Source organism: Actinoplanes sp. NPDC049802, assembly GCF_040656595.1.
Classification (GTDB): domain Bacteria; phylum Actinomycetota; class Actinomycetes; order Mycobacteriales; family Micromonosporaceae; genus Actinoplanes.
This window is the reverse complement of the sequence record NZ_JBFAMR010000023.1, coordinates 87,856-112,229: the sequence shown is the minus strand read 5'-3', so window position 1 is coordinate 112,229 and position 24,374 is coordinate 87,856. Positions and strand designations below refer to the sequence as shown.

Below are 24,374 nucleotides of genomic sequence, written 5' to 3'. Positions count from 1 at the left end.
ATGCCTCCCCCATCGTCCCCCTCGCTTTTTTTGTTTTTTTCTCGCTGTTTTTCTTTTCGCTCCTGGTCCCGCCCCGCGCGGCGGACTCCAGCCCGGCGGGCGCGGCACGGGCCGGACCACGAACGCAAGCTCGCGCCGAGAGGACGGAACGATCAAAATCGGACGGGACGACGTCAGGCGTACCGGGAAGGAAGTGTTTCAAGATCGATTTATGGGAACGTGACCGGACGGCCGATCAGTCGTAGTCCGGACCACGGGTCTCGTGCATCGCTAGCTCCTCGGCGCTGGCGCCGCCACCGGCCGCGCCCGCGTCGTACGCGATGCTCTCCGCCTCGTCGTCCCAGCCGGAACCACCGTCCGGCGCGACCAGACGGCCCACCCGGCGGGGATCGTCGTCGTCCAGTTGACCGTCGTCGTAGAGCGAGATCGGCGACCGTGGATCCGACGTCGGGCCCTGACCCCACACGTCCCGGTCCAGGTCGCGCCGCTCCGGATCGTCTACCGTCTCGGCCAGCGGGTCCCGGCGCGGCGGGTTGGCCGGCTCGGCCCCGAAGTCCGGTTCCTCCTGGCGCAGCCGGCGGTCCAGTGACTCGCCCCGGCGCTGCTCCTCGGCGGTGTCGCCGAACCGGTTCGACCCACCCGGTCCGGTGCCGGCGAGCGCGGCCGGGTCCGGGCCGTCGCTCCACCGCGGGCTGTTCACCTCGTCGTACGCGGTCGAGTCGTCATCGGCGGTGTCTGGCAGTCCGGAGGCCTCCGGATCGGTGACCTCAGCCGGGTAGTCGTTGTCTCGCATGCCCTGTTGACTACCCACCCGGGAGGTCGCTCATGCCGTTTCGAGGCGAGCCCAGACCACCTTGCCGTCGTCCAGTGCCAAGTGGCCCCAGCGGGCCGACACCGCGTCGATCAGGAGCAGACCACGGCCACCGTACGACGAGGCCGGCACCGGTCCGGTGAACCGCGGCACGACGGTGGAACCGTCCCGGACCGCCACGCTCATCGTGTCGCCGTGCCGGGCCAGCAGGAACCGCATCGGAGTCCGGACGTGCGCCACCACGTTGTTGACCATCTCGGTCGCCACGATGCAGGCGTTACCGGCCAGGTGTGGCAGGTCCCAGCGCCCGCACGCCTCGGTGATCACCTCCCGGGAGCGGCGGGCCGCTCCCACCACCGGATCCAGACCGACGCTGATCCGCTGTCCGGCGTCCGGTGTGCCGAGCGCCGCGAAGGCGCCGGCCGGATCGGGCCAGACCGGCCAGCCGGTGGGCTGCCACGCCGTGGCCTCGGCCGGGTCACAGAGCATCAGGTGGCTGCCCGGCCAGTCCCGGGTCTGCTCGCGGACCTCGCGCAGCACGTCGACCGCGCCGGCCTGGGTCACCCGCAGCCCGGCCACGTCGACCACCAGAGCCTCCGGCTGGGTGGCCAGCACGGTGAGCAGCGCCGCGCGGATCGGCGCGGCGGTGTCACCGTCGAGCACCCCGGTCAGCCGGACCAGCGGGTAGCTCTGGTCACGGTCCACCCGGTGACGAACCTCGCTCGGCATGATCGCTCCATTGTGCATAACACGTCCCGTCCTCGCATTTCGGCGCGTGAGGGTTTCGTATTCCGGCGCTAGAGGATCCGGTGCCGTGGTCAGCCGCAAAGGGCGCTACGACGGACATGACCGGGGTGTACCCCGGCCCGGGGCCGGTATGCGGGAAAGAGCGGATCAGCCCCGGCGGGCCAGCGCGGTCAGCACGCTCTCGTGCAGCAGCCCGTTCGTGCCGATCACCGAACTCTTGTCGGCGGTGGGCCGGCCGTCCAGGTCGGTGATCTTCCCACCGGCCTCGGTCACGATCGGGATGAGCGCCGCCATGTCCCAGAGCGAGAGCTCCGGCTCGGCCATCGCGTCCACGGCGCCCTCGGCCAGCAGCATGTAACCGTAGAAGTCGCCGTAGGCCCGGCTGCGCCACACTCCGAGCAGGATGTCAATCATCTGGTCGAGGCGGCCGTTGTCGGCCCAGCCGTTCAGGCTCGCGTAGCAGAAGCTGGCGTCGGCCATCCGGCGCACCGAGGAGACGCTGATCCGGGTCGCCGAGTGCTGGTTCCTCCCGGCGAACGCGCCCAGGCCACGCCCGGCCCACCAGCGCCGACCCAGGGCCGGCGCGGACACCAGACCGACGACCGGGGTGTCACCCTCCATCAACGCGATCAGGGTGGCCCAGATCGGCACGCCGCGGACGAAGTTCTTCGTCCCGTCGATCGGGTCGATCACCCAGTGCCGGCTGCCCGGCCCGGCGGCCGCGGCCGACCGGCCGAACTCCTCGCCGAGCACCCCGTCCCGTGGCCGTGCCCGGGCCAGCGTGGCGCGGATCGCCTTCTCCACCGCGGTGTCCGCGTCGGACACCGGGGTGAGGTCCGGCTTCGCCTCCACCTTGAGGTCCAGCGCGCGGAACCGGGCCATCGCGATGGTGTCGGCCGAGTCGGCGAGAACGTGGGCAAGCGCAAGATCGTCGGCATATCCGGCCATGCCGAAAAGCTAGCCCATCCGGCGGGCGTGAGCGCGCCGGGTTTCCCCCTTCTCAAGATCAGGTCGCCTCGGCAGAGGCTGATCCCGCACGTCGCCCTCGCCGGGTGTGTGGTGATCAGATCTCCTCCGCGGGCTGATCCCGCACGTCACCCTCGCCGGCACGAGAGGCCAGCAGGCGACGGTACGAGGCCAGGCGGCGCTCGTCGGCCTTCCCCTCGGCCACCCAGGCGTCCAGTCGGCAGTCGGAGTCGGCGGCCGTGTGCCCGCAGTTCGGCTGGTCCTCCACAGTGCCCTCGACCAGGTCGGGGAACCCGTGCAGCAGGCTCTCCGCGCTCACGTGCGCCAGCCCGAAGCTCCGGATCCCCGGTGTGTCGACGATCCAGCCCGGGTCCGTGCGGGACCGCCCGGTCGCGGGCAGCCGCAACGCCACCGCGCTGGTCGAGGTGTGCCGCCCCTTGCCGATCGCGCTGACCGCGCCGACCGCCCGCAGCGCGTCCGGCACCAGGCGGTTGACCAGCGTCGACTTGCCCACGCCGGAGTGCCCGACGAGCACCGAGATGCGGCCGGCCAGCCGGGCGCGCAACTCGTCCAGGTCGCTGCCCGGACGGACCAGCACGTGCGGCAGGTCCAGCTCGGCGTAGTAGCCGAGCACCCCCTCCGGGCCGGCCAGGTCGGCCTTGGTGAGGCAGAGCAGCGGTTCCACGTCCGCGTCGTACGCCGCCACCAGGCACCGGTCGATGAAGCCGGTCCGTGGCGGCGGGTCGGAAAGCGCGCTGACGATCACCAACTGGTCGGCGTTGGCCACCACCACCCGCTCCAGCCGGCCCTCGGGCGTGCTGTCGTCGTCGTCCGCCGTCCGGCGGAGCACCGACGTGCGGTCGCTGATCCGGACGATCCGGGCCAGCGCGCCGGGCGCCCCCGAAACGTCGCCGACCAGGGCCACCCGGTCGCCCACCACCACCGATTTGCGGCCCAGCTCGCGGGCCCGCATCGCGGTGATCACCTCGATGTCGCCGCTGTCCTCGCGGACGCAGCCGTACCGGCCCCGGTCGACGGTGATGACCAGAGCGCCGACGGCGTCGTCGTGCTTCGGGCGCGTCCGGGTACGCGGGCGGGACGAGCGGCCCGGCCGGATGCGGACATCGTCCTCGTCGTACTCCCGTTTACGCGCTGGCAGATCTAGCTCCTCGCCACGAGTCCCGCCCAGAGTTCCGGGAACTCGGGCAACGTCTTCGACGTACAACCTACGTCGGCCAGGTGGACGCCCGGCACGGCGAGTCCGACAACGGCTCCGGCGTGCGCCATCCGATGATCCGCGTACGTCTCGAAGGTGGCCCCCCGCGGCGGCCCCGGGACGATCCGCAGCCCGTCAGGGAACTCGGTCACCTCGGCCCCGATCCGTCCCAGCTCGGTGGCGAGGGCCGTGATCCGGTCGGTCTCGTGGCCCCGGATGTGCTCCACCCCGCGCAGTTCGGACGGGCCCTCGGCGAGCGCGGCGAGCGCCGCCACCACCGGGGTCAGCTCGCCCACCTCGGAGAGATCCGCCGTGATGCCCCGCAGCGTGCCGGTGCCCCGCACGGTCAGGCCGGCGCCGGAGAGGGTGACCTCGGCGCCCAGCGCCCGGAAGATCCCGATGGCCTGCTCGACCGGCTGCCAGCTGTCGGCCGGCCAGCCCGCCAGGGTGACCGCGCCGCCGGTGACGGCGGCCGCCGCGAAGAACGGCGCGGCCCCGGACAGGTCGGGCTCGATCACCCAGGTACGCCCGCGCAGCGGGCCGGGCTGGACGGTCCACACGTCGGTCACGCTGTCGTCCACCACGACGCCGGCGGCCCGCAGCATGTGCGTGGTCATCCGCAGGTGCGGCGCGGACGGCACCGGCGGGCCCTCGTGCCGCAGGGTCAGGCCCTTGGCGAACCGGGCAGCGGACAGCAGCAGCCCTGAGACGAACTGGCTGGACGCCGAGGCGTCGATCACCGCCTCGCCGCCCTCGACCGTGCCGGAGCCGTGCACGGTCAGCGGCAGTCCGTCGATCGGCGACGCGTCGACCGCCACACCGAGCGAACGCAGCGCCGCGACGATCGGGCGCAGCGGCCGTTTCCGCATGTGCGGGTCTCCGTCGAACTCGACCGGTCCGTCGGCCAGCGCGGCGACCGACGGCAGGAACCGGGTGATCGTGCCGGCCAGCCCCACGTCGATCCGGGCCGGGCCACGCAGCGGGCCGGGCGTCACGGTCCACCGGTCGTCCGACGAGGTGTCCACCGCGACACCCAGCGCGGCCAGGCCCGCCGCCATCAGCACGGTGTCGCGGGCCCGCAGCGGCGCCTCGATCACCGAGGGCTCCTCGGCCAGGGCGGAGAGGATCAGGGCGCGGGCGGTCATCGACTTGGAGCCGGGCAGCCGCACGGTCGTGGCGACCGGGCCGGTGGCGGTCGGGGCGAGCCAGGGGCGGGGTTCTGGAGTCACGCCGCCATTCTGCCGTCGGCCGGCGGCGGTTTCGGGCCGCCTCCCGTCCCCCGGGGCATGTCCGGCGTGTGACCGCCCGCCCGTGTGAACCCGGCTGGTCGTCGGAGCGGTTTCGTGAGCGTTGAAACAGCCCTCACGGCCGGCTGAACGTCTGCGGCTGGTTGTCGGGTGTTGAGGCGGTCCTTACGGCCGGCTGGACGTTCGCCGGGGGAGCCGAAACGGTCCGCACGGTCGGCCGAACGTGTGGCGGGGCGGACGAGTGTTCGAAACCGGCGTACCGTGCTGCCCATGTGCGGGCGATACGCGACCACCCGGAGCAACGCCGACCTCAGCCGTCTGTTCGAGGCCGTCGACGTGGCCGAGCCGTTGCGCGCCAGTTGGAACGTCGCACCCACCGACCCGGTCCCGCTGGTCCGGATGTCGAAGGAGCACGAGAGCCGGGTGCTGGACACCGCCCGCTGGGGCCTGGTGCCGCACTGGGCGAAGGACCTGAAGGGCGGCGCCCGCATGATCAACGCGCGTGCCGAGACGGTCGCCGAGCTGCGGTCGTTCGCCCCGTCGTTCGCCAAGCGGCGCTGCCTGGTCCCGGCCGACGGCTGGTTCGAGTGGGTCCGCGACGGCAAGGAGAAGCAGGCGTTCTACATGACTCCGGCGGACGGGTCGCCGCTGGCCTTCGCCGGTCTGTGGTCGGCGTGGGGGCCGGAGTCGGTGCTGACGTGCAGTGTGGTCACCACGGCGGCGCTGGGCGGCCTCGCCAAGGTGCACGACCGGATGCCGTTGATCCTTCCGCCGGAGCGGTGGGCTGACTGGCTGGCCGGAGGGGGCGACCCGGAGCGGCTGCTGCGCCCGCTCTCCGAGCGTGAGCTCGAGGCCATCGAGATTCGTCCGGTGGGGCCGGAGGTCGGCAATGTGCGCAACAACGGCCCCGAGTTGATCAGTGCGGCGTCACAGGTAACGCTTTTTTGAACAATTGAAGATCAGCGCAGGTCTTTGTCGGTTTATGTGGCAATTCTGAATCGACAACTTTGTTTCAAGATAGATCACCCCCTTGTTCTGATCTTGTACCCTGCGGTACAAACCAGCGCCGGAGTGGTGCCGGACCGTAAGGTGCGGCCCGGCCGCCACATGCAGTTCCGGTCCCACGGGGGAGGTGGGCTGATGACACGAGCACGCATGCCGCGTCCGCACGAGGTTGCCATCGCGCGACGCGACCCGCGGCTGCTCGAGGCGATCGCGCAACGACGTACCGATGAGGCCTGGCGCACCAGAGGCGCCTGCCGCAGCGTGGATCCCGAGACGTTCTTTCCCGCACCGAACGAGCCGTCCGGCGGCGCTGTCGCCCTGTGCGGCACGTGTGACGTGCAGGGCCCATGTCTGGCCTGGGCGCTCCAGGTCGGCGACTGTCACGGTGTCTGGGGCGGCACCACGCCACGCGAGCGCCGGGCCATGCTGGTGGCCTGGCGGGAGCGGATCCAGGCGAACGGGGAGGAGATCGACGACTCACCGGACGCCGAGGACCGCCGGTTGCTCACCCTGCTCCCGGTCAGCCGTTGAGCTGATAGAACGGGGTCGTGCGACGACACCACGACGAGTCCCCGGCGCCGGAGCGCGCACCCCGCCGCGCGTCGACCGTCGAAACGCCACGCGGCCCCGCCGCCGTGACCGTGACCGAGCCGGCCGGCCCGACGCTCGGCCTGCTCGTTCTCGGACACGGCGCCGGGGGTGGTGTCGACGCGCCCGACCTCGTGGCGGTGCACGACGCCGCGGTGGCGGCGGGGATGCGGGTGGCCCTGGTCACCCAGCCGTACCGGGTGGCGGGCCGTCGCGCGCCCGCGCCCGCCGGGCACCTCGACGAGGCCTGGACCGTGGTGGTGCGCGCGCTGGGCGTACCGGAGATGCCGTTGATCGTGGGCGGGCGCTCCAGCGGAGCGCGGGTCGCCTGCCGGACCGCGGCCACCCTCGGGGCCGCGGGGGTGCTCGCCCTCGCCTTCCCGCTGCACCCGCCGGGAAAGCCGGAGAGGAGCCGGGCCGCGGAGCTGCCCACCGGCCTGCCGACACTGGTGGTCAACGGTGACCGGGACCCGTTCGGGGTGCCGCAGCCGTCCGGGGCGATCGAGGTGGCCGTCCGCCCGGGCGCCGTGCACGATCTGCGCAAAGACCTTCCGGGGTCGGTGGCGGTGGTGATCGACTGGCTCCGCCGCCATTCCTGGGCACGCTAGATCGGGAATGTGAGCCACCCTCGCCGGCGTTCCACAACCTGGAAACATGTCGGCGGGAAGGGGTTCTGTGGTGCGTACCGGTGCCGAGTGCGTCGAGCGTGACGGCCGGGAGGCGAACCGGGTGCGGAGCCTGTTGAGCTCCCCCGAGTGGCCCGCGGCCGGAGCTCCGCCGGTGGACCTGTCGGTGAGCGTCAGCACACCCGCGGTTTTCGAGAGCGTTGCACGGGCAGTACCCGTATCCTCGGCGGGGCGGTCGAGGGGGGAGTCCAGGGTGGCCCAGAAGGAACGGACCGAGGAGCGCCGAGAGCGCTTCGAGCGTGAGGCGTTGCCGTTCGTCGACCAGCTGTATGCCGCTGGACTGCGGATGACCCGTAACCCGGCCGATGCCGAGGACCTGGTGCAGGAGACGTTTCTGAAGGCGTTCTCCGCGTTCCACCAGTTCGAGCAGGGGACCAACCTCAAGGCCTGGCTCTACCGGATCCTGACGAACACGTACATCAACTCGTACCGGCGCAAGCAGCGGCAGCCGGTGCAGGCGCCGACCGAGGAGATCACCGACTGGCAGCTCGCGTCGAGCGAGTCGCACACGTCGCAGGGTCTGCGGTCGGCCGAGACCGAGGCGCTCGACCGGCTCCCGGACAGCGACATCAAGGAAGCGCTGCAGTCCCTGCCGGAGGACTTCCGGCTCGCCGTCTACCTCGCCGATGTCGAGGGTTTCTCGTACAAGGAGATCGCCGACATCATGGGCACGCCGATCGGCACGGTCATGTCCCGGCTGCACCGCGGCCGTCGCAACCTGCGCAAACTGCTCGAGCAGTACGCGGTGGACCGGGGCATCACCCGGACCGCGACCTCCGAGCCGCAGGGGGCGTGACGACGTGGAGCACGAGGATTACGACTGCAGCACCGTCCTGGACGAGGTCTACCTGTACCTGGACCTGGAGTGCTCGGAGGACCGTCGCCGCCTGATCCAGAAGCACCTCGACGAGTGCGCCGGGTGCCTCCGTGAGTTCGGCATCGAGCACGACGTGAAGGCACTGGTCAGCCGCTGCTGCGGCGACGAGCGGGCGCCGGCCGAGCTGCGTGACCGGCTGCGCCACAAGCTCGGGCAGCTGGAAGTGCAGACCGAGACCAAGGAGTACCTGCCCTGACGTGGCGCTGACATGCGAAAGGCCCGGCGAATCCGCCGGGCCTTCTCGTTTCAGCTGTTGGGGCGCTTGCCGTGGTTGGCGGAGCTCTTCTTGCGGGCCTTCTTCTTGCGGGCCTTCTTGGCCATGTCGCGACTCCTGTTCGTGGTGCTGGACTCGCAGCCGATCGTAATGGGCGGGTCCGGCCGGACCGGACTCACCCGCATCCGATCCGTGGTTTGATGAGCCTCACCGAACCGCGCCGACGGATGAGGGAGGCCGCGACCATGGCGGACGAGATCCGTGCCGAGATGGTGGCCAACGTGGGTAAGGTCGTGACCACGCCGGGCGCCACCGTCGCCGAGGGCGACACGCTGGTCATCCTCGAGTCGATGAAGATGGCGGTCCCGGTGCAGGCCGGGACCGGCGGGACGGTCGCCCGGCTGGCCGTCCACGAGGGTGACACGGTCCACGAGGGCGACCTCATCGCCGTGATCGACAGGGCCTAGTCGCGCCGCCAGCGCAGCAGCGACCGCCCCTTGCCCCGCTGGCGGGGGACGGCCGGGACCCGGATGGTGGCGGCGGCCAGCTCCCGGGTCGGCCGGTCCAGGGCGGGCGCGGCCAGAGCCAGTTCGGCGACCGCGCGGGCGTTGCGCCCGGAGGCGGTCTCGGTGAGCCTCGCCGCCACCACGGAGGCCACGTCGGCCCGTGCCCGCGGATCCACCCAGGCGTAGGCGACGAGCGCGAACAGCGCCGCCTGGGTCACCCGGTCCACGTCGCCGTCGAGGAGCCCTAGCAGCAGCCGGCGGCGGCTCGACTCCGGCCACGGCTCCTCGGTCCCGTGGTGCAGCAGGCCGAGGCAGGCCCACACCTCCAGGCCGTTCTGCTGGCCGGCGCGGGCCGTCTCCGGGTGCGCCAGCAGGGCCAGCAGCTCCCACGGCTCGACCAGGACCAGTCCCAGTGCCCGGTCGTAGGCGCCCGGCGGGTGCGGCCAGGTCGGGCCGGCGATCCGCTGGAGCCGGTGCAGCGCGTCACCGGACGGCTCCGCGTTGACCGGGGCACGGCCGGCCGGCAGCGGCGCCCCGGCGGGGAGCCCGCCCAGCCACGGCGTGTCGCGGCAGCACTCCTCCAGATCGGTGTGCTCGTGTGCGTCGTCCGGGTGGTCGCGGACGAAGTCGGCCAGCTCGACCAGGTGGGTGACGTCGCCGTCGGCGCGGTAGCGCAGCCGGTGGGCGGTGTGCACCACGCAGTCGAAGTCCGGGTCGCGTTCCAGGGCGAGCTCGGTCCAGCGCAGCGCCTCGTCGAGGCGGCCCAGGTCGGCCAGGGTGGCGGCGACGTCGGCGTACACCGAGAGGTCGTCGGGGTCGTAGGCGACGGCACGGCGCAGGGCGGCGAGCGCCTCCGGCATCCGTCCGGCGCTTCGGTACGCGTACCCCAACCAGATCTCGGCGAGTTTGGACGGCTGTGCCCGGGAGCCCCGCCCGGCCCAGTCGACGGCGAGCCGCACCTCGCCGAGCCGGCGGGCCAGCGCGGATCCGGCACCGAGCAGCATGCCGTGCTCGCCGTGCGCGGCGATCGCGTGCCGGACGACCTCGAGGTACGGCCGCAGCGTGGTGACCGCGCCGGCCGGTGCCGGATCGCCGACCGCGGTGCAGAGCCGCATCACGGTACGCGCGAGCACCCCCGGGTCGACGCGTGCGCCGAGGGCCGGGTCACCGACCCAGGGCACCCCGGCCCAGTCCAGCGCCGGGTCGTGCCCGCTGGCCGCGGCGAGCAGGGCCAGCCCTTCCTCGGGGTGTCCGGCGGCGGCGAGCAGGTGGGCGCGGGCGGCGAGCCGGCCGGCCGGCGCGTGCGGCTCCACCGGGAACAGGTCAAGCCCGCCGTCGGCTCGTGCCGCCAAGCGGCTGAGCAGCTCGTGGGTGTCCGGCAGGGTGGGTGCGTGGGCCAGCGCGGCGGCGATGTGCCCGGCGGCGGACGCGATTTCGCCGCGCTCGAGGGCGTCACGAGCACGCGCGAGGTCACGGTGGGCCGAGGGGGATTCCACGACTGATGACCCTATGGGAAGTGCCGCCCCGTTGTCAGTCCTCATGTTTGCTCATTAGTGCGCGAAACCTTGACTTAGTAAGCTGTTTCTTGCAAGACTGCGCACAGATTGCGCAGGTACCGCGCGGAAATGGGAGGATCACGTGACACAACCAGGCCAGGGGATGGCATCGGACATCGGCGAACAACCCGCCGGTTTCGCACGGCTGCTGGAGGACGGGCCGTCCAGCGCCATCGCCGAGGTGGCCGCCGAGGTGGCCCGCCGGGCGCCGCGCAGCATCCTCTTCGTCGGCCGCGGCACGTCCGATCACGCGGCGCTCTACGGCGCCTACCTCGCCGAGATCCGGCTCGGCCTGCCGGTGGCCAGCGCCTCCCCGAGCGCCATCACGCTCTACGGCGCCCGCCCCGACCTGACCGGCACGCTGGTCATCGGCGTCAGCCAGAGCGGCGGCTCACCCGACCTCGCCGGGGTGCTCAACGTGGCCCGCGAGACCGGTGCGCTCACCCTGGCGATCACCAACAACCCGGAGTCGCCGCTGGCCCGGGCCGCCGAGCTGTCCATCGACGTGGCGGCCGGTCACGAGCGGGCGGTCGCCGCGACCAAGACCTACACCGCCGAGCTGCTCGCCCTGCTCATGCTGGTCGAGGGCATCCGGGCCGGGGACGGCCGGCTGCCCGCCGAGGAACGGTCCGCGCTGGCCGAGCTGCCCGGCCTGGCCGAGCGGGTGCTCGCCGACCGGTCCGCGGAGGAGCTGGCGCAGCGCTACCGGTTCGCCTCCAGCCTGGTCACCACCGGGCGGGGGTATGCGTACCCGACCGCCCGTGAGACCGCCCTGAAGCTGATGGAGACCTCCTACCTGCCGGCCCTCGCGTTCTCCGGCGCCGACCTGCTGCACGGCCCGCTCGCCATGGCCGACCCGGATGTGCCGGTGCTCGCGGTGGTCGGCGAAGGACCTGGCGGCCGGTCGATGCGCGACGTGGTGGCCCGGCTCGGCGAGCGCCGCGCCGACGTGGTGACCATCGGCGCGGCCGACGTGCCCGGCGCCTCCGCCCGGCTCGCCGTGCCGCCCGTCGACGAGCGCTACTCGCCGATGCTCGACATCCTGCCGCTCCAGCAGCTCGCCCTCGCCCTGGCGCTGGCACGTGGCGAGGATCCGGACGCTCCCCGCGGTCTCAAGAAGGTCACCACCACTCTTTAGCGGCCACGCCCCGTCTCGCGGATCCCGCGCGGCCGCGGCGTGGCCCACGTGGCGCCGGCCACCATCTGGACCTCGTCGCGCTCCCACGCGATCCGCGAGGCAGGGCCTAGGCTGGGCCGGTGTCCACGCTGCGTGACCTCGTCGAAGAACACACCGCCCTGAGCCCCGCCGACATCGACCACCTGCACCGGATCGCCGGTGACTGGCAGCTGCTGTCCGATCTCTCCTTCGCGGACCTGCTGCTCTGGGTGCCGATCAAGGGGGAGCCGCGACAGCCGCGGGAGTTCCTCTGCGTCGCCCAGGTGCGGCCGACCACGGCGCCGACGGCGTACCAGGACGACCAGGTCGGCAAGATCGTCGGCGGGCCGGAGGTGGCGCACCTCGACGTCGCCATCACCCAGGAGCGGATCTGGCGGGAGGGCGACCCGGTCTGGTACGGCGACACCCCCGCCCGGCACGAGGCCATCCCGGTCCGGCTGCGCGACGCCACCGACCTGGAGGAGGCGCTCAGCGAGGTGATCGCGGTGATCGGCCGGGACACCAACCTGAGCACCGCGCGCACCCCCAGCCAGCTGGAGCTCAACTATCTGACCACGGCCGACGACCTGGCGCAGATGGTGGCGGACGGGACGTTCCCGCCGCCCCGCCTGCCCGGGGAGGTCACCTCGGCGCCCCGGGTCGGCGACGGGCTGATCCGGCTGGACGCCTCCGGCAAGGTGACCTACGCCAGCCCGAACGCGCAGTCCGCCTACCGGCGGCTCGGCTTCAACGCGCACCTGGTCGGCGAGGAACTGGCCAAGCTCTCCAGCCGGCTCTCCGGCGACCCGCTGGAGGGCAACGACGCGGCCGAACGGATCCTGGCGTCGCTGCGCGGCGAGTTCCCGGCCCGGATGGAGGTGGAGGCGCGCGGCGCCACCGTGCTCACCCGGGCGCTGCCGCTGCTGCCCGCCGGCGTGCCGATCGGCGCGCTGGTGCTGGTCCGGGACGTGACCGAGGTGCGCCGCCGGGAACGGGCGCTGATGACCAAGGACGCCACCATCCGGGAGATCCACCACCGGGTGAAGAACAACCTGCAGACCGTGGCGGCGCTGCTGCGCCTCCAGGCCCGCCGGGTGGACGCGCCGGAGGCCCGGATGGCGCTGGAGGAGTCGGTCCGCCGAGTCGCCTCCATCGCCCTGGTCCACGAGACCCTCTCGATGTCCAGCGACGAGGCGGTCGAGTTCGACGGCATCGTGGACCGGGTGGCGCAGGCCGCCACCGAGGTCGCCACCACCGGCTCCCCGGTCCGGATCCGCCGGGAGGGCACCTTCGGCGTGCTGCCCGCCGAGATCGCCACCTCCCTCGTCATGGTCCTCAACGAGCTGCTGATCAACGCGGTCGAGCACGGCTTCCCCGAGCCCGAGGACGACGAGGCCGCCCCCGCGGACCACGACGGCGAGGTGGCCGTCTCGGCGCACCGGTTCCGCAAACAACTGCACGTCACGGTGGCCGACAACGGGCGCGGTCTACCGGACGGCTTCAAGTTCGAGGGCAGCAACCGTCTCGGCCTCCAGATCGTCCGGGCGCTGGCCACCGGTGAGCTGCGCGGCAGCATCGAGCTGCGCAACCGGGCCGTCGGCGGGACCGAGGCCGTGCTGGTGGTGCCGCTCGGAAAGCGCTGATCCGGCGAGCGCGGCGCCTGCCGGGTTACGCGATCCGGCTGCTCGGAAAGCGCTGATCCGGCCGGCGCGGCGCCTGCCGGGTTACGTCGCGGCTGCTCGGGAAGCGCCGACCAGGTGGCTGCCGGGCTGCCGCAGCGCCTGCTGCTGGGGCAGCCCGAGAACGGCCACCAGGACCAGCGCCACCACCGCGCGCAGCCGCAACCCGTGCATCGCCGCCGCGGCCAGCAGCAGCACCGCGGGCAGGGCGAAGAGCACGTGGCGCGGCGCCCACAGCGGCCCGGTCAGGAACGACGCGGCGAGCAGCGCCACCGGCGGCAGCACGCCGAGCACCGCCAGTTCGCGCAGCAGCGCCGGGTCCGGCCAGCGGGCGGCCAGGGCCAGGCCGGCCACCAGGAGCCCGGCGGCGGCGGCGCCGAAGAACGCCTCCGGGGCGGAGCGCAGCAGCTCCCACGGTGTGCCCGGCCGGTAGAGGAAGAGGCCGGTGTGCTGGCGGACCCCCAGGGAGATCAGCGGGGCCGGTGCCACCAGCGCCAGCAGGGTCACCGGAAACCACCAGAACAGCGACCGCACCCGGCTGAGCCGCCACCGGGACACCACCGTGTAGGTGTGCCCCGCCAACACCAGCAGGGTCACCGGATGGGCCAGCCCGGCCACCGCGAGAGCCAGCCCGTACCCGAGCCAGCGCAGCGCGCCCGGCCGGTCCAGGGCCAGGTAGAGCAGCAGAGTGGCGGCGGTGGCCGCGCACAGGGCGAGCGCGTGCGGCCCGGCCTCCTGGGCGTACCGGCTGGTGGCCGGCAGCGCGACCAGCAGCAGTCCGGCGAACAGCCCGGCGCCCGGGGTGAGCAGCCGCCGGCCCAGCTCGCCGGTGAATCCGGCGGCGAGCGCCATGGCGATCAGTGACGGCGCCCGCAGCGTGAACACCGTCTCGCCGGCCAGCAGGCTCCAGTAGTGCAGGAACAGTTGATACGGAACGAGCACGGCGTCGGCGCCGCGACCGGCCTCGACGATCGCGGCCGGGGACCCGGCGGTCAGGGCCTCGCGCGGGCCGGGCGCCGGGACGGTCAGCCCGATCCGGCCCACCAGCAGCATGGTGACGGCCGGGAGCAGGGACGGCGCCCAGGTCCGGAGCAGGGTGGCCAGCCGGCGCGCGGAGGAGCGGCGCGGGCCGGAGAGCGGCCGGGTCGGTGAGTCGTCGTGGGCGGCCTGATCGAGCATGAGCGCCTCCGGCCCGAGTGTCGCAATTCCGGGACGTAGTGCGCCACTCACGGAGAGTAGCCATACAGCTTAGGTGTCAACTGTTACAAGATGTTGGCCTTGTGCGACTCGGCACACTCCCGAAATCTGGACCGTGCTGGCCGAGAGTCCCTGGGCGTGAGAGGCTTGCCCGCATGACCGCTGCAGTTGACCGCCGCTTCGTGGCCCGCCGCCACGTCGACTACGGCCGTGTCCGCAGCGCCATGTGTCCGGCTTCCTGACGACGCCCGATTTCCATTTCCGGGCGCTCGACCGCCGGGCCCAACTCCTGACACAGATGTCACGAGCCTCCCACGGGCCGTGAGCGGCACAGCGCGCCCACGAAACCCGGAGGAACGCCGAGATGGCGCCCAGCAACACTCCCGCCGCAAGGCCGGCCGCCCGCCCCCGCAAGGCGCGCGGCGAGGGTCAGTGGGCGCTCGGACACCGCGAGCCGCTCAACCCCAACGAGCGCAGCAAGAAGGACGACAACCCGCTGAACGTACGGGCCCGGATCGAGAACATCTACGCCCACGGTGGGTTCTCCTCGATCGACCCGGCCGACCTGCGCGGGCGGTTCCGCTGGTGGGGTCTCTACACACAACGGCGGGCCGGGATCGACGGCGGGCGTACCGCGGTGCTGGAGCCGGAGGAGCTCGAGGACGAGTACTTCATGCTCCGTGTCCGGATCGACGGCGGCGCCCTCAACCTCGCGCAGCTGCGCGTCATCGCCGGCATCGCCACCGAGTTCGCCCGGGACACCGCCGACATCACCGACCGGCAGAACATCCAGATGCACTGGATCCGGGTCGAGGACATGCCGGAGATCTGGCGCCGGCTCGAGTCGGTCGGCCTGCAGACCACCGAGGCGTGCGGCGACTGCCCGCGCGTCGTGCTGGGCAGCCCGGTCGCCGGCGTCTCGGCCGACGAGGTGATCGACGCGACCCCGGCGATCGACGAGATCGTCAAGCGGTACGTGGGCGACCCGCGTTACTCGAACCTGCCGCGCAAGTTCAAGTCGATCATCTCCTGGCTGCCCGACGGGCCGTACCAGGTCAACGACATCGCCTTCGTCGGTGTGCACCACCCCGACCACGGCCCCGGCTTCGACCTGTGGATCGGCGGCGGCCTGTCCACCAACCCGCGCCTGGCCGAGCGGCTCGGCGTCTGGGTGCCGCTGGCCGAGGTCCCGGACGTCTGGGAGGGCGTCGTCGGGCTCTTCCGCGACTACGGCTACCGCCGGCTGCGGCACCGTGCCCGGCTCAAGTTCCTGCTCGCCGACTGGGGCGTGGCGAAGTTCCGCGAGGTCCTGGAGAAGGAGTACATGGGCCGCGCGCTGATCGACGGCCCGGCCCCGGAGCTGCCGGAGAAGCCGCTCGACCACATCGGCGTGCACAAGCAGATCGACGGGCGGAACTACATCGGCGCCGCCCCGGTGGTCGGCCGGTCCTCCGGCACCCAGCTGACGAAGCTGGCGGACCTGGCCGAGGCGCACGGGTCCGACCGGGTGCGGCTCACCGCGTACCAGAAGCTCCTGGTCCTGGACATCGCCGACGACCAGGTGGAGCCGATCATCGAAGGTCTCCGCGGCATCGGGCTGGAAGCCCGTCCGTCGGCCTTCCGCCGCGGCACGATGGCCTGCACCGGCATCGAGTACTGCAAGCTCGCCATCGTCGAGACCAAGGCGCGCGGCGAGGAGCTGGTGGCCCGGCTCGAGGACCGGCTCAAGGGCTTCGACGCCGACCTGTCGATCCACCTCAACGGCTGCCCGAACGCGTGCGCCCGCACCCAGGTCGCCGACATCGGCCTCAAGGGCCAGCTCGTCATGAACTCGCACGGCGAGCAGGTCGAGGGCTTCCAGATCCATCTGGGCGGCGCGCTCGGCATGGCCAAGGGCGAGGCCGCCGGTTTCGGCCGCAAGGTCCGCGGCCTCAAGGCCACCGCCGAAGAGCTTCCGGAGTACGTGGAACGCGTCGCCCGGCATTACCTGGACGGCCGCGACCAGGGCGAGACGTTCGCCAACTGGGTGCTGCGGGCCGACGAGGAGCTACTGACATGAGCGATGCCAGGTCGGCTCCGCTGTACTGCCCCTACTGCGGTGAGGAGGACCTCCGCCCCAACGAGTCCTCGCACGGCGCCTGGGAGTGCCACTCCTGCGCCCGTGTGTTCTCGGTCAAGTTCATCGGTCTTCTGTCCAAGGGAGTGAGTTCGCGATGAGTCTCCTCAACGCCGCGGGTATGGGCCTGATCAATTTGGGCGGTTCCGCCGTCGGCGCCGATTCCGGGCGCCGCACACCCGAGGAGCTGAAGGCCCTCGCGCTGGAGGCCGCCGAGCGGTTCGAGGGCGCCTCCGCCGAGGAGATCGCCAAGTGGGCGACCGACACCTTCGGCGCGCGCTTCTGCGTCACCAGCTCGATGGCCGACGCCGTGGTGGCGCACCTCTTCTCCCGGGTGTCGCCCGGCGTGGACGTGGTCTTCCTTGACACCGGCCTGCACTTCCCGGAGACGCTCAAGGTCCGCGACACGGTGATCCGGACGATGAACGTCAACGTCCGATCGGTCCGCCCGCGCCTGACCGTCGGCCAGCAGGACGGTGAGTACGGCCCCCGCCTGTTCGCCCGCAGCCCCGACGAGTGCTGCTTCCTGCGCAAGGTGGAGCCGCTGGAGCGGGCGCTGAGCGAGTACGACGCCTGGGCCACCGGCCTGCGCCGCGACGAGTCGCCGACCCGCGCGAACACGCCGGTCGTCGCTTTCGACGCCAAGAAGGGCAAGGTGAAGGTCAACCCGATCGCCGCCTGGACCCAGGCCGACGTGGACACCTACATCAGCCGGTGGAACGTGCCGGTCAACGAGCTCTTCAAGAAGGGCTACGGGTCGATCGGCTGCTGGCCGTGCACCCGGCGCACCAAGGCCGGCGAGGACGCGCGCGCGGGCCGCTGGGCGATGTTCGAGAAGACCGAATGCGGTCTGCACGTCTGACCTCCCCGTACCGGCCGGCCGTGGTCCTGGTGGCCCACGGCAGCCGGGATCCCCGGGCCGCCGCGTCGACCGAGGCGCTGGCCCGGGCGGTTCGGCGGGCCCGGCCCGAGTGGACGGTCCGTACGGCGTACCTGGACCACGACGGGCCCCGCCCGCTGGACGTGCTGGCCGCTCTGCCCGGCCGCCGCGTGGCGCTGGTGCCGCTGTTGCTCACGTCGGCCTATCACGGCCGCGTCGACCTGCCCGCGGTGATCCGTGAGGCCGCGCCGCTCCCGTTGACGGTGGCCGCCACCGACGTTCTCGGCCCGGCGTCCCCGCTGCTGCTGGCCGCCCTGGAGCGGCGGCTGCCGAAGATCGGTCTGGACGGCGTCGTGCTGGCCGCCGCGGGCACGCGGGACGCCGCCGCACGGGAGACGGTGGCGGCGGCGGCCACGGCCCTGGGACGGCGTCTGGGGCTGCCGTCCGCGGTCTCCTACGCCTCCGGTCCCGGCGGCCGCTCCGATGAGGCGGTGGCCCGGCTGTGGGCGGCCGGCGCCCGGCGGATCGGGGTGGCCGCCTACTTCCTGGCACCTGGGCTGCTCTACGACACCGCCGTACGGGCGGCCGTCGAGGCGGGCGCGGTCACGGCCGCCGAGCCGCTGGGCGACGCCCCGGAACTGGTGCGCCTGATCGGGGCCCGGGCCGAGGCGGTCCTGAACGAGCCGCTGCCCGTCGCGGCCTGAGAATCAGCTGAGATTGATCGCTACTCTGCGCGACAACCGATCTGCGTTCGGCGACGACCTTGCCGTCATTGGCATCTCGATCTTGATAGTCCATTGCGGAGTGTGCGGGACTCGCGACGCAAAGCGCCAGAGGCGGCATTTCGAGATCATTAAGCCGGGCCGGGGAAACGTACCGTGATCGAATTAATGCGCAATGGAGTGGTTCGCTGTGAAGAACCTGAAACAGCAAGACGCCCCGGTGCCGTACGGCCCGGGGCGCGAATGCTGTGTGTTGGGGGGATTGATTTCAGGCAGTGGGGGCGCTGATACGAAGACCACCACGGCGCTTGACGGCGCGCCGCTCATCCTCGCTCATCCCGCCCCAGACGCCGGCGTCCTGTCCGGACTCGAGTGCCCACGAGAGGCATTCCTCGGTCACCGGGCACCGGCGGCACACTGCCTTGGCCTGCTCGACCTGCAGGAGCGCCGGGCCGGACGTCCCGATCGGGAAGAACAGCTCAGGGTCCTCGTCGCGGCAGATCGCATCGTGACGCCAGTCCATGGCGGCAAACTCCTTGTTTCGGATGGGGTAATGAAAACAGTGCTGTTTACCTATATGCGAGCGCAGTGGTCGGCGACGGCTTGTACCCGTACGCTCACCGATGCGTCAGCAAGCTTTTGGTTTGGTGCTGTTCTGCGCTTCTGGATTAAGGAACGCGCACAACCGGCAACCGGTTACTTCTTATCGCTTGTGAATGCTTTCACGAACTCACGCGATGTCAAGGGTAGCGCTGGAAGTTTCTCCCGGCGGGTGAGCTGGCTCACGTACCCATATGTCCGGTTCCGCCGCTACTTCCAGAGCCGGTTGACGAACGCTCCCATCAATGTAGTACGGTCCCGGCCACTTCGCCGACCTTTTGCCGGTGTTTCTGTAACGGATCGTGAGCACGTGTCCAGGACACCTACCCCTTCGTCAGCAGATCACACGCAGAGCCGAAGGGACGGACACGAAGTGCACCTTCTGTCGCTCCCCGAGGTAGTCACCGTCCAGCTGGAAGGGCTGTGGACGGGAGGCCACCACGGTGAACTCCGCGATGTCATGCAGACGTAACACTTGTTTACCCCGTGGATCACCGGCTCGCCACGCGAGTTGTGTCACGGTCCGTGCGCCGGCCATGATCGTCAGCCGCCGCAGAGCGGTCACGTCCAGCCCCAGATCGAACGATGAATCCGGATTCAAATGGACAGGACGGTCACCGACGAACGTCCACGGGGCGGTGTTCTGCACGATCACCGTGGACAACCCGGTGTCCGGCGTCTCACCCGGACGCTCCATCGTCAGGGGCGGGTCCTTGCGATCCACGCCGGTGAAGAACTGGCCGAACGTCGCGCGCATGTAGAGGGCCGGCGTCGACGTGCGGCCACGCAGGCGAGCCTGCTCCACCCGGCGGACCGTCGCCGCGTCCCACCCCAGCCCGGCCGTGAAACAGAAATACCGGTCGTCGGCGCGGCCCAGCCCGATCACCCGGTGCCGGCCGTCACGCAGCCCGTCCAGGATCACGCTCGTACCGTCCGCCCAGTCACGGGGCATGCCCAGCGCGCGAGCGAAGACATTCGTCGAACCGCCCGGGACCACGGCCAGCGCCGGCAGCCGATCCGCCGGAACCCCCGAAACCCCGCCGAGCGCCGCCGGGGCGGTCATCAGACCGTTCACCGCCTCGTTCACGGTGCCGTCCCCGCCCAGCGTCACCAGCAGGTCGATCCCGCTCTCCGCGGCATCCCGGGCCAGACGTGTGGCATGGCCGCGCCGCTCCGTGTAGCGGACCGTCAGATCCACCGCGCTGCGCAACGCCCGCACCAGCACGTCACGGGCCCGCTCGCTGGTCGTCGTCGCCCGGGGGTTGACCACCAGCAACGCTCGCATGCGCGGCACCTTACCCGTACGGAACCCGCGGAGGCTGTCGGTAAGGTGCAGAAGTGACCGGTGAGAACTCCACGACCACTGAAGCGGCAACCCTCGACTGGGGAGTGCGGCTGCTCTACCTGCAGTGCGCCGGACTCGTGGCGCTCACCGCGTACCTCATCGTCCTTGATCTGACCAGCGACGACATCATCGTCGCGATCGCCGCCTCGCTCACCGTGATGGCCGCGCTCGCCGCGCTCGCCGTCTTCGCGGTCGCCCGCGCCCTCGGCCGGCGCGCCGCCCGCGCCCGCGGCCCGGCGATCGTCGTGCAGCTGTTCCTCCTCGCGACCGGCGGTTTCCTGATCCAGACCGGCCCGCTGTGGGCCGGAGTCGCCCTGCTCGCGGTCGCCGTCCTGACCGCGTTACTGATCCTCCTTCCACCCAGTAGCCGAGCGTTGGGCGTCGATTAGCCGGTCTCCCGACGCGGATCAGGGCCTAACCTGGACGGGTGACCGGCTCAACGGTGCGCCCGCCCGCCTACCAGCAGCTCGCCGACGAGCTGCGTGCGGACATCACGTCCGGCCGGCTCCAGCCCGGCGAGCGTCTCCCACCCGAACCCGAACTCTGCGTCAAGATCGGTGTCAGCCGCAGCACGGTCCGCGAGGCCCTCCGGCTCCTGGCCAGCCAGCACCTCATCGTCACGACCAGAGGCGTCACCGGCGGCAGCTTCGTCGCGCACCCCGACGCCGAGCAGCTCGCCGACGGCCTCTCCACCGGCTTCGCCCTGCTCACCCACTCCGCCGACGTCGGCCTCGCCGACCTGCTGGAGCTGCGCCGCGCCCTCGAGGTCCCGGCCGCCGGCCTGGCCGCGATCCGCCGCGCCGACAGCCACCTCACCGAACTGCGCGGCACCCTCTTCGACCCGGCGATCGACGATTTCGAAACCATGCTGTCCGCGCACTCGGCCTTCCACCGGGCGATCGCCAAGGCCACCGGCAACCCCCTCTTCGAACTGGTCAGCCTCCCGCTCTACCAGGCCACCTACGGTGAGGAGGTGATCGGCGGCCTCCCCGACGGCTACTGGGCGCGCATCGACGCCGATCACCGGGCCATTCTCGACCGCCTCTCCCTCCGCGACGCCGAGGGCGCCAGCCGGGCGGCCGCCGGCCACCTCGAGTACATCGCCGACGCGATCCGCTGACCGGACGCTACGGCCAGCCGGACAAGATCGACTACAGTGCGTGGTCGTCTGAGAACGACACCGGCTCCAGCCGGCCCGGTGGCCGGGTGCGCGGATGGGCTGAGGGCGACCCACCACTCACGCCCGGCGGGCGCGGCACGGCCTCGAGTCGCGGCTACGTCGCGTTCCACGGCGGGACGGGGTCGATTCGGCGGGGGGCGGGGTCGCGCGTACCGGGAAAGGGTTTGCGGCGGAGGCGGGGTCGTCAGGGTATGTGACCGGGGCGCGGAGGCCGCGGCGCTGTCACCAGGGAGACGGCCGGCAGGTCAGAACTCGGTGCGGCGGGTCAGGAGGCGGATGGTGGCGTGGCGGCCGTTGGCCTCGGCGGCGGCTGACGTGGTGAGGGCCGTGAGGACCTTCCACGCGAAGGAGGACTCCGACGGCAGGCGGGCGCCGCGGACCGTGGCGACCGTGACCTCGACCGTGAGGGCGTCGTCGGTGACCGCGAAGCGGCACTCGAGCTCGGCGCCACGGGTGGCGATGGCCAGGAGCATGGCGCACGCCTCGTCGACGGCGATGCGCAGGTCCTCGATCTCGTCGAGCGCGAAGTGCAGGCGGGCGGCGAGGCCCGCGGTGGCCGTCCGGAGGACGCTGAGGTAGCCGCCGTCGGCGGGCACCGTCAATAGGACGACGTCGTCTCCGACGACCGGCTCCGTGTCGATCAGCTGAGTCACCCGATCTCTCCTCCCGATGGGGAGACAATAGCGGCTGCGGGACGCTGCGGGAGCACCCGGTGACCGGCAGTTCTGACGAGTGGGTGATTTAGCCGTGAAAACAGGTGTTGAGACGGCGACGGCCGGCCCGCCGCAAGGGCTGACCGGCCGTTCGGGGCAGGCATCGGATCAGGCCTGCTTGGTCTCCCAGAAGATCTTCGAGATCTCCTCGATCTTGCCCAGCAGCTGCTCGGCGATCGCCGGGTCGACCGAGCCCTTGGCGCCCGCGGCCCCTGCCAGCTTGGTGGCCTCGTTGAAGAGCTGGTGCAGGTTCGGGTACTTCTCGAAGTGCGGGGCCTTGAAGTAGTCCGTCCACAGGACCCAGAGGTGGTGCTTGACCAGCTCGGCCCGCTGCTCCTTGATGAGGATGGCCCGGGTACGGAACTCGGGGTCGGTGTTCCCCTGGTACTTCTCGGCGATGGCCTTGATCGACTCGGCCTCGATCCGGGCCTGGGCCGGGTCGTAGACGCCGCACGGCAGGTCGCAGTGCGCGCTGGCCACGGTGCGCGGGGTGAGGAAACGCGGAAGTCGCATCAGGACTCCTCCATAGAGTTTGCGATGATCCGACGTTGACCCTACCCCTTACATCCCGGGTGTAACGCAACGGAGGCTTGATGCCTTGAGATGGCAATTACCACTGTTCGCGGTGCTCGTGCACGGGCCGTCGATGGTTCCCACGCTGCGGTCCGGGGACGCCCTGATCGTGCGCCGGGGAGCGGATCGGGTAAGGGCCGGGGACATCGTGGTCGGGGAATTCCGGTCCCGGCCCGGTCTGCTGGTGGTCAAACGGGCTGTGGAGAAACGCGACGGCGGGTGGTGGCTGGTCGGTGACAATGAGTTCGTGAAGGACGATTCCCGTGCTCACGGCGTCGCGGACGTCATCGGGCGTGTGATATTTCGCTACTACCCGAGACCCTTCCGGTTAAGTTAGGGTCCTCTAATCTCCAGCGCACACCCGCGCTGTGGACGGTTTACCGGGTGATCCCCGCATGCACCGCCGTCTGGCGCATACTCGCGACCAGGACCCGCGTGTGCCACGTATCAATGTCGATGCAGTGTGGAGTTTCACCGTGTCTTTCTTCAGTTTCGAGATCGATCCCGCCCTCGCCGCCGATCCCGTCTTCGACCTGCACCGCCGGGGCAAGATGACGATGAGCGCGACCGTTCCGCTGGCCAGCCGCGACGACCTGTCCCTGGCCTACACGCCGGGGGTCGCCCGGGTGTGCGAGGCGATCGCCGAGGACGAGTCGCTCTACTCCGACTACACCTGGACGTCGAACACGGTCGCCGTGGTCACCGACGGATCCGCCGTCCTGGGTCTCGGCAACATCGGCCCGAAGGCCGCCATGCCGGTCATGGAGGGCAAGTCCGTGCTGTTCAAGCAGTTCGGCGGCGTCGACTCCATCCCGATCGTGCTGGACACCCAGGACGTCGAGGGCATCATCGCCACGGTCGAGGCGATGGCGCCGTCGTTCGGCGGGATCAACCTCGAGGACATCAGCGCGCCGCGCTGCTTCGAGATCGAGCGCCGCCTCGACGCCGCGCTCGACATCCCGGTCTTCCACGACGACCAGCACGGCACCGCGGTCGTCACGCTGGCCGCTCTGCGCAACGCCGCGAAGCTGCTCGGCCGCACCTTCGGCGAACTGCGCGTCGTCGTGAGCGGGGCCGGCGCGGCGGGGGTCGCGATCACGAACACGCTGATGGCGGCCGGCGTCCAGGGCGCCAACATGATCGTCGTCGACTCGCGGGGCATCATCCACGCCGAACGCGGCGACCTGGGCGGGATGAAAGCGGAACTGGCCGCCGTCACGAACGTCTCCGGGCGTAGCGGTGGGATCGCGGAGGCGCTGATCGGGGCCGACGTGCTCGTCGGCGTCTCCGGCGGCAGCATCCCGGAGGAGGCGCTGGCCGGCATGGCGCCGGGCGCCATCATCTTCGCGCTGGCCAACCCGACGCCGGAGGTCCCCCCGGCGACCGCGCACAAGTACGCCGCGATCGTCGCGACCGGCCGCAGCGACTTCCCGAACCAGATCAACAACGTGCTGGCCTTCCCGGGCATCTTCCGGGGCGCGCTGGACGTCCGGGCCACCACGATCACCGACCGGATGAAGGTGGCGGCGGCCGACGCGATCGCCGCGATCGTCGCCGACGACCTGCGTCCGGAGGCGATCGTGCCGTCGCCGCTCGACCCGCGGGTCGCCCCGGCGGTGGCCGCGGCCGTCGCCGCGGCCGCGATCGAGGACGGGGTCGCCCGCCGGTCCGCCGCGCCGGTGGCCGACACGATCGCGATCGAGGACGGGGTCGCCCACCTGTCCGCCGCGCCGGCGCCCGCGGTGTCGATCTCGGGCGCCGGAACGCGCCCGGAGCCGACACCCTAAGGTCGGG

The 24,374-nt window shown here is 71.6% G+C and carries 29 protein-coding genes; 16 read left to right on the top strand and 13 right to left on the bottom strand.

All coding sequences use genetic code 11. From position 1 onward, the window contains the following. The 6 genes from AB0I88_RS18335 to aroA all read right to left on the bottom strand — a co-directional run. Positions 1-202: hypothetical protein (locus tag AB0I88_RS18335; RefSeq protein ID WP_361025257.1), on the bottom strand; the 202-nt coding region annotated here is incomplete at its 3' end. A 33-nt stretch (positions 203-235) separates the two neighbouring features. Beyond that, the gene (locus AB0I88_RS18330) at positions 236-793 is read right to left on the bottom strand and encodes a DUF5709 domain-containing protein (RefSeq protein ID WP_361025254.1); all 558 of its coding nucleotides are present in this window, start codon (positions 791-793) and stop codon (positions 236-238) included. Between the two features lie 30 nt (positions 794-823). Beyond that, a complete protein-coding gene (locus AB0I88_RS18325; RefSeq protein ID WP_361025251.1) occupies positions 824-1,540 on the bottom strand; it encodes an anti-anti-sigma factor in 717 nt (238 codons plus the stop codon). A gap of 165 nt (positions 1,541-1,705) precedes the next feature. Beyond that, positions 1,706-2,506, bottom strand: coding sequence for a histidinol-phosphatase (gene hisN, locus AB0I88_RS18320; RefSeq protein WP_361025248.1), 801 nt, complete (start codon positions 2,504-2,506; stop codon positions 1,706-1,708). A 115-nt stretch (positions 2,507-2,621) separates the two neighbouring features. Beyond that, positions 2,622-3,683, bottom strand: coding sequence for a ribosome small subunit-dependent GTPase A (gene rsgA, locus AB0I88_RS18315; protein ID WP_361025271.1), 1,062 nt, complete (start codon positions 3,681-3,683; stop codon positions 2,622-2,624). Positions 3,684-3,685: 2 nt separating this feature from the next. Further along, a complete protein-coding gene (aroA, locus tag AB0I88_RS18310; protein ID WP_361025245.1) occupies positions 3,686-4,969 on the bottom strand; it encodes a 3-phosphoshikimate 1-carboxyvinyltransferase in 1,284 nt (427 codons plus the stop codon). A 288-nt stretch (positions 4,970-5,257) separates the two neighbouring features. On the opposite strand from aroA, the gene AB0I88_RS18305 reads away from it, so the two are divergent. The 5 genes from AB0I88_RS18305 to rsrA all read left to right on the top strand — a co-directional run bounded on the left by AB0I88_RS18305 (position 5,258) and on the right by rsrA (position 8,339). Further along, positions 5,258-5,935, top strand: coding sequence for an SOS response-associated peptidase (locus AB0I88_RS18305; protein ID WP_361025242.1), 678 nt, complete (start codon positions 5,258-5,260; stop codon positions 5,933-5,935). 192 nt (positions 5,936-6,127) lie between these two features. Further along, entirely contained in the window at positions 6,128-6,523 is a 396-nt protein-coding gene (locus AB0I88_RS18300; RefSeq protein ID WP_361025239.1) for a WhiB family transcriptional regulator, read from the top strand. 17 nt (positions 6,524-6,540) lie between these two features. Next, positions 6,541-7,188: an alpha/beta family hydrolase gene (locus AB0I88_RS18295; RefSeq protein WP_361025236.1), complete on the top strand. Its 648-nt coding sequence runs from the start codon at positions 6,541-6,543 to the stop codon at positions 7,186-7,188. A gap of 46 nt (positions 7,189-7,234) precedes the next feature. Beyond that, positions 7,235-8,062 (top strand): sigma-70 family RNA polymerase sigma factor, encoded by an 828-nt coding sequence (locus tag AB0I88_RS18290; RefSeq protein ID WP_361025233.1) that lies wholly within the window; start codon positions 7,235-7,237, stop codon positions 8,060-8,062. Between the two features lie 4 nt (positions 8,063-8,066). Continuing rightward, positions 8,067-8,339, top strand: a complete 273-nt coding sequence (gene rsrA, locus AB0I88_RS18285; protein ID WP_361025230.1) for a mycothiol system anti-sigma-R factor — start codon at positions 8,067-8,069, stop codon at positions 8,337-8,339. Positions 8,340-8,389: 50 nt separating this feature from the next. Here rsrA and AB0I88_RS18280 read toward each other — a convergent pair whose 3' ends face one another. After that, complete coding sequence (locus AB0I88_RS18280) at positions 8,390-8,536, bottom strand: hypothetical protein (protein WP_361025227.1); 147 nt, start codon at positions 8,534-8,536, stop codon at positions 8,390-8,392. A gap of 66 nt (positions 8,537-8,602) precedes the next feature. On the opposite strand from AB0I88_RS18280, the gene AB0I88_RS18275 reads away from it, so the two are divergent. After that, entirely contained in the window at positions 8,603-8,824 is a 222-nt protein-coding gene (locus AB0I88_RS18275; protein WP_361025224.1) for a biotin/lipoyl-binding carrier protein, read from the top strand. Here the strand turns inward: AB0I88_RS18275 and AB0I88_RS18270 are convergent. Next, entirely contained in the window at positions 8,821-10,404 is a 1,584-nt protein-coding gene (locus tag AB0I88_RS18270) for a tetratricopeptide repeat protein (RefSeq protein WP_361025221.1), read from the bottom strand. The two genes, AB0I88_RS18275 and AB0I88_RS18270, sit on opposite strands and share 4 nt — an antisense overlap. Positions 10,405-10,522: 118 nt before the next feature. Between AB0I88_RS18270 and AB0I88_RS18265 the strand changes: the two genes are divergently transcribed. Continuing rightward, positions 10,523-11,557, top strand: a complete 1,035-nt coding sequence (locus AB0I88_RS18265; protein ID WP_361025218.1) for an SIS domain-containing protein — start codon at positions 10,523-10,525, stop codon at positions 11,555-11,557. Positions 11,558-11,676: 119 nt separating this feature from the next. Continuing rightward, positions 11,677-13,218, top strand: a complete 1,542-nt coding sequence (locus AB0I88_RS18260; RefSeq protein ID WP_361025215.1) for a histidine kinase N-terminal domain-containing protein — start codon at positions 11,677-11,679, stop codon at positions 13,216-13,218. An 81-nt stretch (positions 13,219-13,299) separates the two neighbouring features. On the opposite strand, the gene AB0I88_RS18255 is transcribed toward AB0I88_RS18260, so the two are convergent. Next, positions 13,300-14,433, bottom strand: coding sequence for a glycosyltransferase family 39 protein (locus AB0I88_RS18255; RefSeq protein WP_361025212.1), 1,134 nt, complete (start codon positions 14,431-14,433; stop codon positions 13,300-13,302). Between the two features lie 382 nt (positions 14,434-14,815). Between AB0I88_RS18255 and AB0I88_RS18250 the strand changes: the two genes are divergently transcribed. Genes AB0I88_RS18250 through AB0I88_RS18235 form a run of 4 tightly spaced genes read left to right on the top strand, consistent with a single transcriptional unit; the run spans position 14,816 to position 18,151 of the window. After that, positions 14,816-16,510, top strand: a complete 1,695-nt coding sequence (locus AB0I88_RS18250) for a nitrite/sulfite reductase (protein ID WP_361025209.1) — start codon at positions 14,816-14,818, stop codon at positions 16,508-16,510. After that, on the top strand, positions 16,507-16,668 hold the full coding sequence (locus AB0I88_RS18245; protein WP_361025206.1) for a hypothetical protein: 162 nt from the start codon (positions 16,507-16,509) through the stop codon (positions 16,666-16,668). Before AB0I88_RS18250 ends, AB0I88_RS18245 begins: the two co-directional genes overlap by 4 nt. Beyond that, positions 16,665-17,429 carry a phosphoadenylyl-sulfate reductase gene (locus AB0I88_RS18240; protein ID WP_361025203.1) on the top strand — a complete coding sequence of 255 codons (765 nt, stop codon included), beginning with the start codon at positions 16,665-16,667 and terminating at the stop codon, positions 17,427-17,429. Before AB0I88_RS18245 ends, AB0I88_RS18240 begins: the two co-directional genes overlap by 4 nt. Continuing rightward, positions 17,411-18,151 (top strand): CbiX/SirB N-terminal domain-containing protein, encoded by a 741-nt coding sequence (locus tag AB0I88_RS18235; protein ID WP_361025200.1) that lies wholly within the window; start codon positions 17,411-17,413, stop codon positions 18,149-18,151. The genes AB0I88_RS18240 and AB0I88_RS18235 overlap by 19 nt, the downstream gene beginning before the upstream one ends. Positions 18,152-18,437: 286 nt before the next feature. Here the strand turns inward: AB0I88_RS18235 and AB0I88_RS18230 are convergent, their stop codons facing one another. Together AB0I88_RS18230 and AB0I88_RS18225 are read right to left on the bottom strand one after the other, a co-directional pair. After that, complete coding sequence (locus AB0I88_RS18230) at positions 18,438-18,692, bottom strand: WhiB family transcriptional regulator (protein WP_183216939.1); 255 nt, start codon at positions 18,690-18,692, stop codon at positions 18,438-18,440. A 411-nt stretch (positions 18,693-19,103) separates the two neighbouring features. Continuing rightward, positions 19,104-20,054 (bottom strand): diacylglycerol kinase family protein, encoded by a 951-nt coding sequence (locus AB0I88_RS18225; protein ID WP_361025196.1) that lies wholly within the window; start codon positions 20,052-20,054, stop codon positions 19,104-19,106. Positions 20,055-20,107: 53 nt separating this feature from the next. Between AB0I88_RS18225 and AB0I88_RS18220 the strand changes: the two genes are divergently transcribed. Together AB0I88_RS18220 and AB0I88_RS18215 are read left to right on the top strand one after the other, a co-directional pair. Further along, positions 20,108-20,503, top strand: coding sequence for a hypothetical protein (locus tag AB0I88_RS18220; RefSeq protein WP_361025193.1), 396 nt, complete (start codon positions 20,108-20,110; stop codon positions 20,501-20,503). Positions 20,504-20,541: 38 nt separating this feature from the next. Then, positions 20,542-21,234 carry a FadR/GntR family transcriptional regulator gene (locus AB0I88_RS18215; RefSeq protein ID WP_361025190.1) on the top strand — a complete coding sequence of 231 codons (693 nt, stop codon included), beginning with the start codon at positions 20,542-20,544 and terminating at the stop codon, positions 21,232-21,234. Positions 21,235-21,539: 305 nt separating this feature from the next. Here AB0I88_RS18215 and AB0I88_RS18210 read toward each other — a convergent pair whose 3' ends face one another. Continuing rightward, the gene (locus AB0I88_RS18210; RefSeq protein ID WP_361025187.1) at positions 21,540-21,947 is read right to left on the bottom strand and encodes an ATP-binding protein; all 408 of its coding nucleotides are present in this window, start codon (positions 21,945-21,947) and stop codon (positions 21,540-21,542) included. A gap of 168 nt (positions 21,948-22,115) precedes the next feature. Further along, complete coding sequence (sodN, locus tag AB0I88_RS18205) at positions 22,116-22,520, bottom strand: superoxide dismutase, Ni (protein WP_183216932.1); 405 nt, start codon at positions 22,518-22,520, stop codon at positions 22,116-22,118. 85 nt (positions 22,521-22,605) lie between these two features. Between sodN and AB0I88_RS18200 the strand changes: the two genes are divergently transcribed. Both AB0I88_RS18200 and AB0I88_RS18195 read left to right on the top strand, forming a co-directional pair. Further along, positions 22,606-22,917 carry a S24/S26 family peptidase gene (locus AB0I88_RS18200; RefSeq protein WP_361025183.1) on the top strand — a complete coding sequence of 104 codons (312 nt, stop codon included), beginning with the start codon at positions 22,606-22,608 and terminating at the stop codon, positions 22,915-22,917. A gap of 214 nt (positions 22,918-23,131) precedes the next feature. Continuing rightward, positions 23,132-24,367 (top strand): NADP-dependent malic enzyme, encoded by a 1,236-nt coding sequence (locus tag AB0I88_RS18195; RefSeq protein ID WP_361025268.1) that lies wholly within the window; start codon positions 23,132-23,134, stop codon positions 24,365-24,367. Positions 24,368-24,374: the final 7 nt, after the last annotated feature.

What these genes read in the sequence shown, in the direction of transcription:
- AB0I88_RS18330 (WP_361025254.1), bottom strand. Translation starts at nt 793, where the DNA reads ATGCGAGACAACGACTACCCGGCTGAGGTCACCGATCCGGAGGCCTCC.
- AB0I88_RS18325 (WP_361025251.1), bottom strand. Translation starts at nt 1,540, where the DNA reads ATGCCGAGCGAGGTTCGTCACCGGGTGGACCGTGACCAGAGCTACCCG.
- hisN (WP_361025248.1), bottom strand. Translation starts at nt 2,506, where the DNA reads ATGGCCGGATATGCCGACGATCTTGCGCTTGCCCACGTTCTCGCCGAC.
- AB0I88_RS18305 (WP_361025242.1), top strand. Translation starts at nt 5,258, where the DNA reads ATGTGCGGGCGATACGCGACCACCCGGAGCAACGCCGACCTCAGCCGT.
- AB0I88_RS18300 (WP_361025239.1), top strand. Translation starts at nt 6,128, where the DNA reads ATGACACGAGCACGCATGCCGCGTCCGCACGAGGTTGCCATCGCGCGA.
- AB0I88_RS18290 (WP_361025233.1), top strand. Translation starts at nt 7,235, where the DNA reads ATGTCGGCGGGAAGGGGTTCTGTGGTGCGTACCGGTGCCGAGTGCGTC.
- AB0I88_RS18275 (WP_361025224.1), top strand. Translation starts at nt 8,603, where the DNA reads ATGGCGGACGAGATCCGTGCCGAGATGGTGGCCAACGTGGGTAAGGTC.
- AB0I88_RS18270 (WP_361025221.1), bottom strand. Translation starts at nt 10,404, where the DNA reads ATGAGGACTGACAACGGGGCGGCACTTCCCATAGGGTCATCAGTCGTG.
- AB0I88_RS18265 (WP_361025218.1), top strand. Translation starts at nt 10,523, where the DNA reads ATGGCATCGGACATCGGCGAACAACCCGCCGGTTTCGCACGGCTGCTG.
- AB0I88_RS18255 (WP_361025212.1), bottom strand. Translation starts at nt 14,433, where the DNA reads ATGCTCGATCAGGCCGCCCACGACGACTCACCGACCCGGCCGCTCTCC.
- AB0I88_RS18250 (WP_361025209.1), top strand. Translation starts at nt 14,816, where the DNA reads ATGGCGCCCAGCAACACTCCCGCCGCAAGGCCGGCCGCCCGCCCCCGC.
- AB0I88_RS18245 (WP_361025206.1), top strand. Translation starts at nt 16,507, where the DNA reads ATGAGCGATGCCAGGTCGGCTCCGCTGTACTGCCCCTACTGCGGTGAG.
- AB0I88_RS18240 (WP_361025203.1), top strand. Translation starts at nt 16,665, where the DNA reads ATGAGTCTCCTCAACGCCGCGGGTATGGGCCTGATCAATTTGGGCGGT.
- AB0I88_RS18235 (WP_361025200.1), top strand. Translation starts at nt 17,411, where the DNA reads ATGCGGTCTGCACGTCTGACCTCCCCGTACCGGCCGGCCGTGGTCCTG.
- AB0I88_RS18230 (WP_183216939.1), bottom strand. Translation starts at nt 18,692, where the DNA reads ATGGACTGGCGTCACGATGCGATCTGCCGCGACGAGGACCCTGAGCTG.
- AB0I88_RS18225 (WP_361025196.1), bottom strand. Translation starts at nt 20,054, where the DNA reads ATGCGAGCGTTGCTGGTGGTCAACCCCCGGGCGACGACGACCAGCGAG.
- sodN (WP_183216932.1), bottom strand. Translation starts at nt 22,520, where the DNA reads ATGCGACTTCCGCGTTTCCTCACCCCGCGCACCGTGGCCAGCGCGCAC.
- AB0I88_RS18195 (WP_361025268.1), top strand. Translation starts at nt 23,132, where the DNA reads ATGACGATGAGCGCGACCGTTCCGCTGGCCAGCCGCGACGACCTGTCC.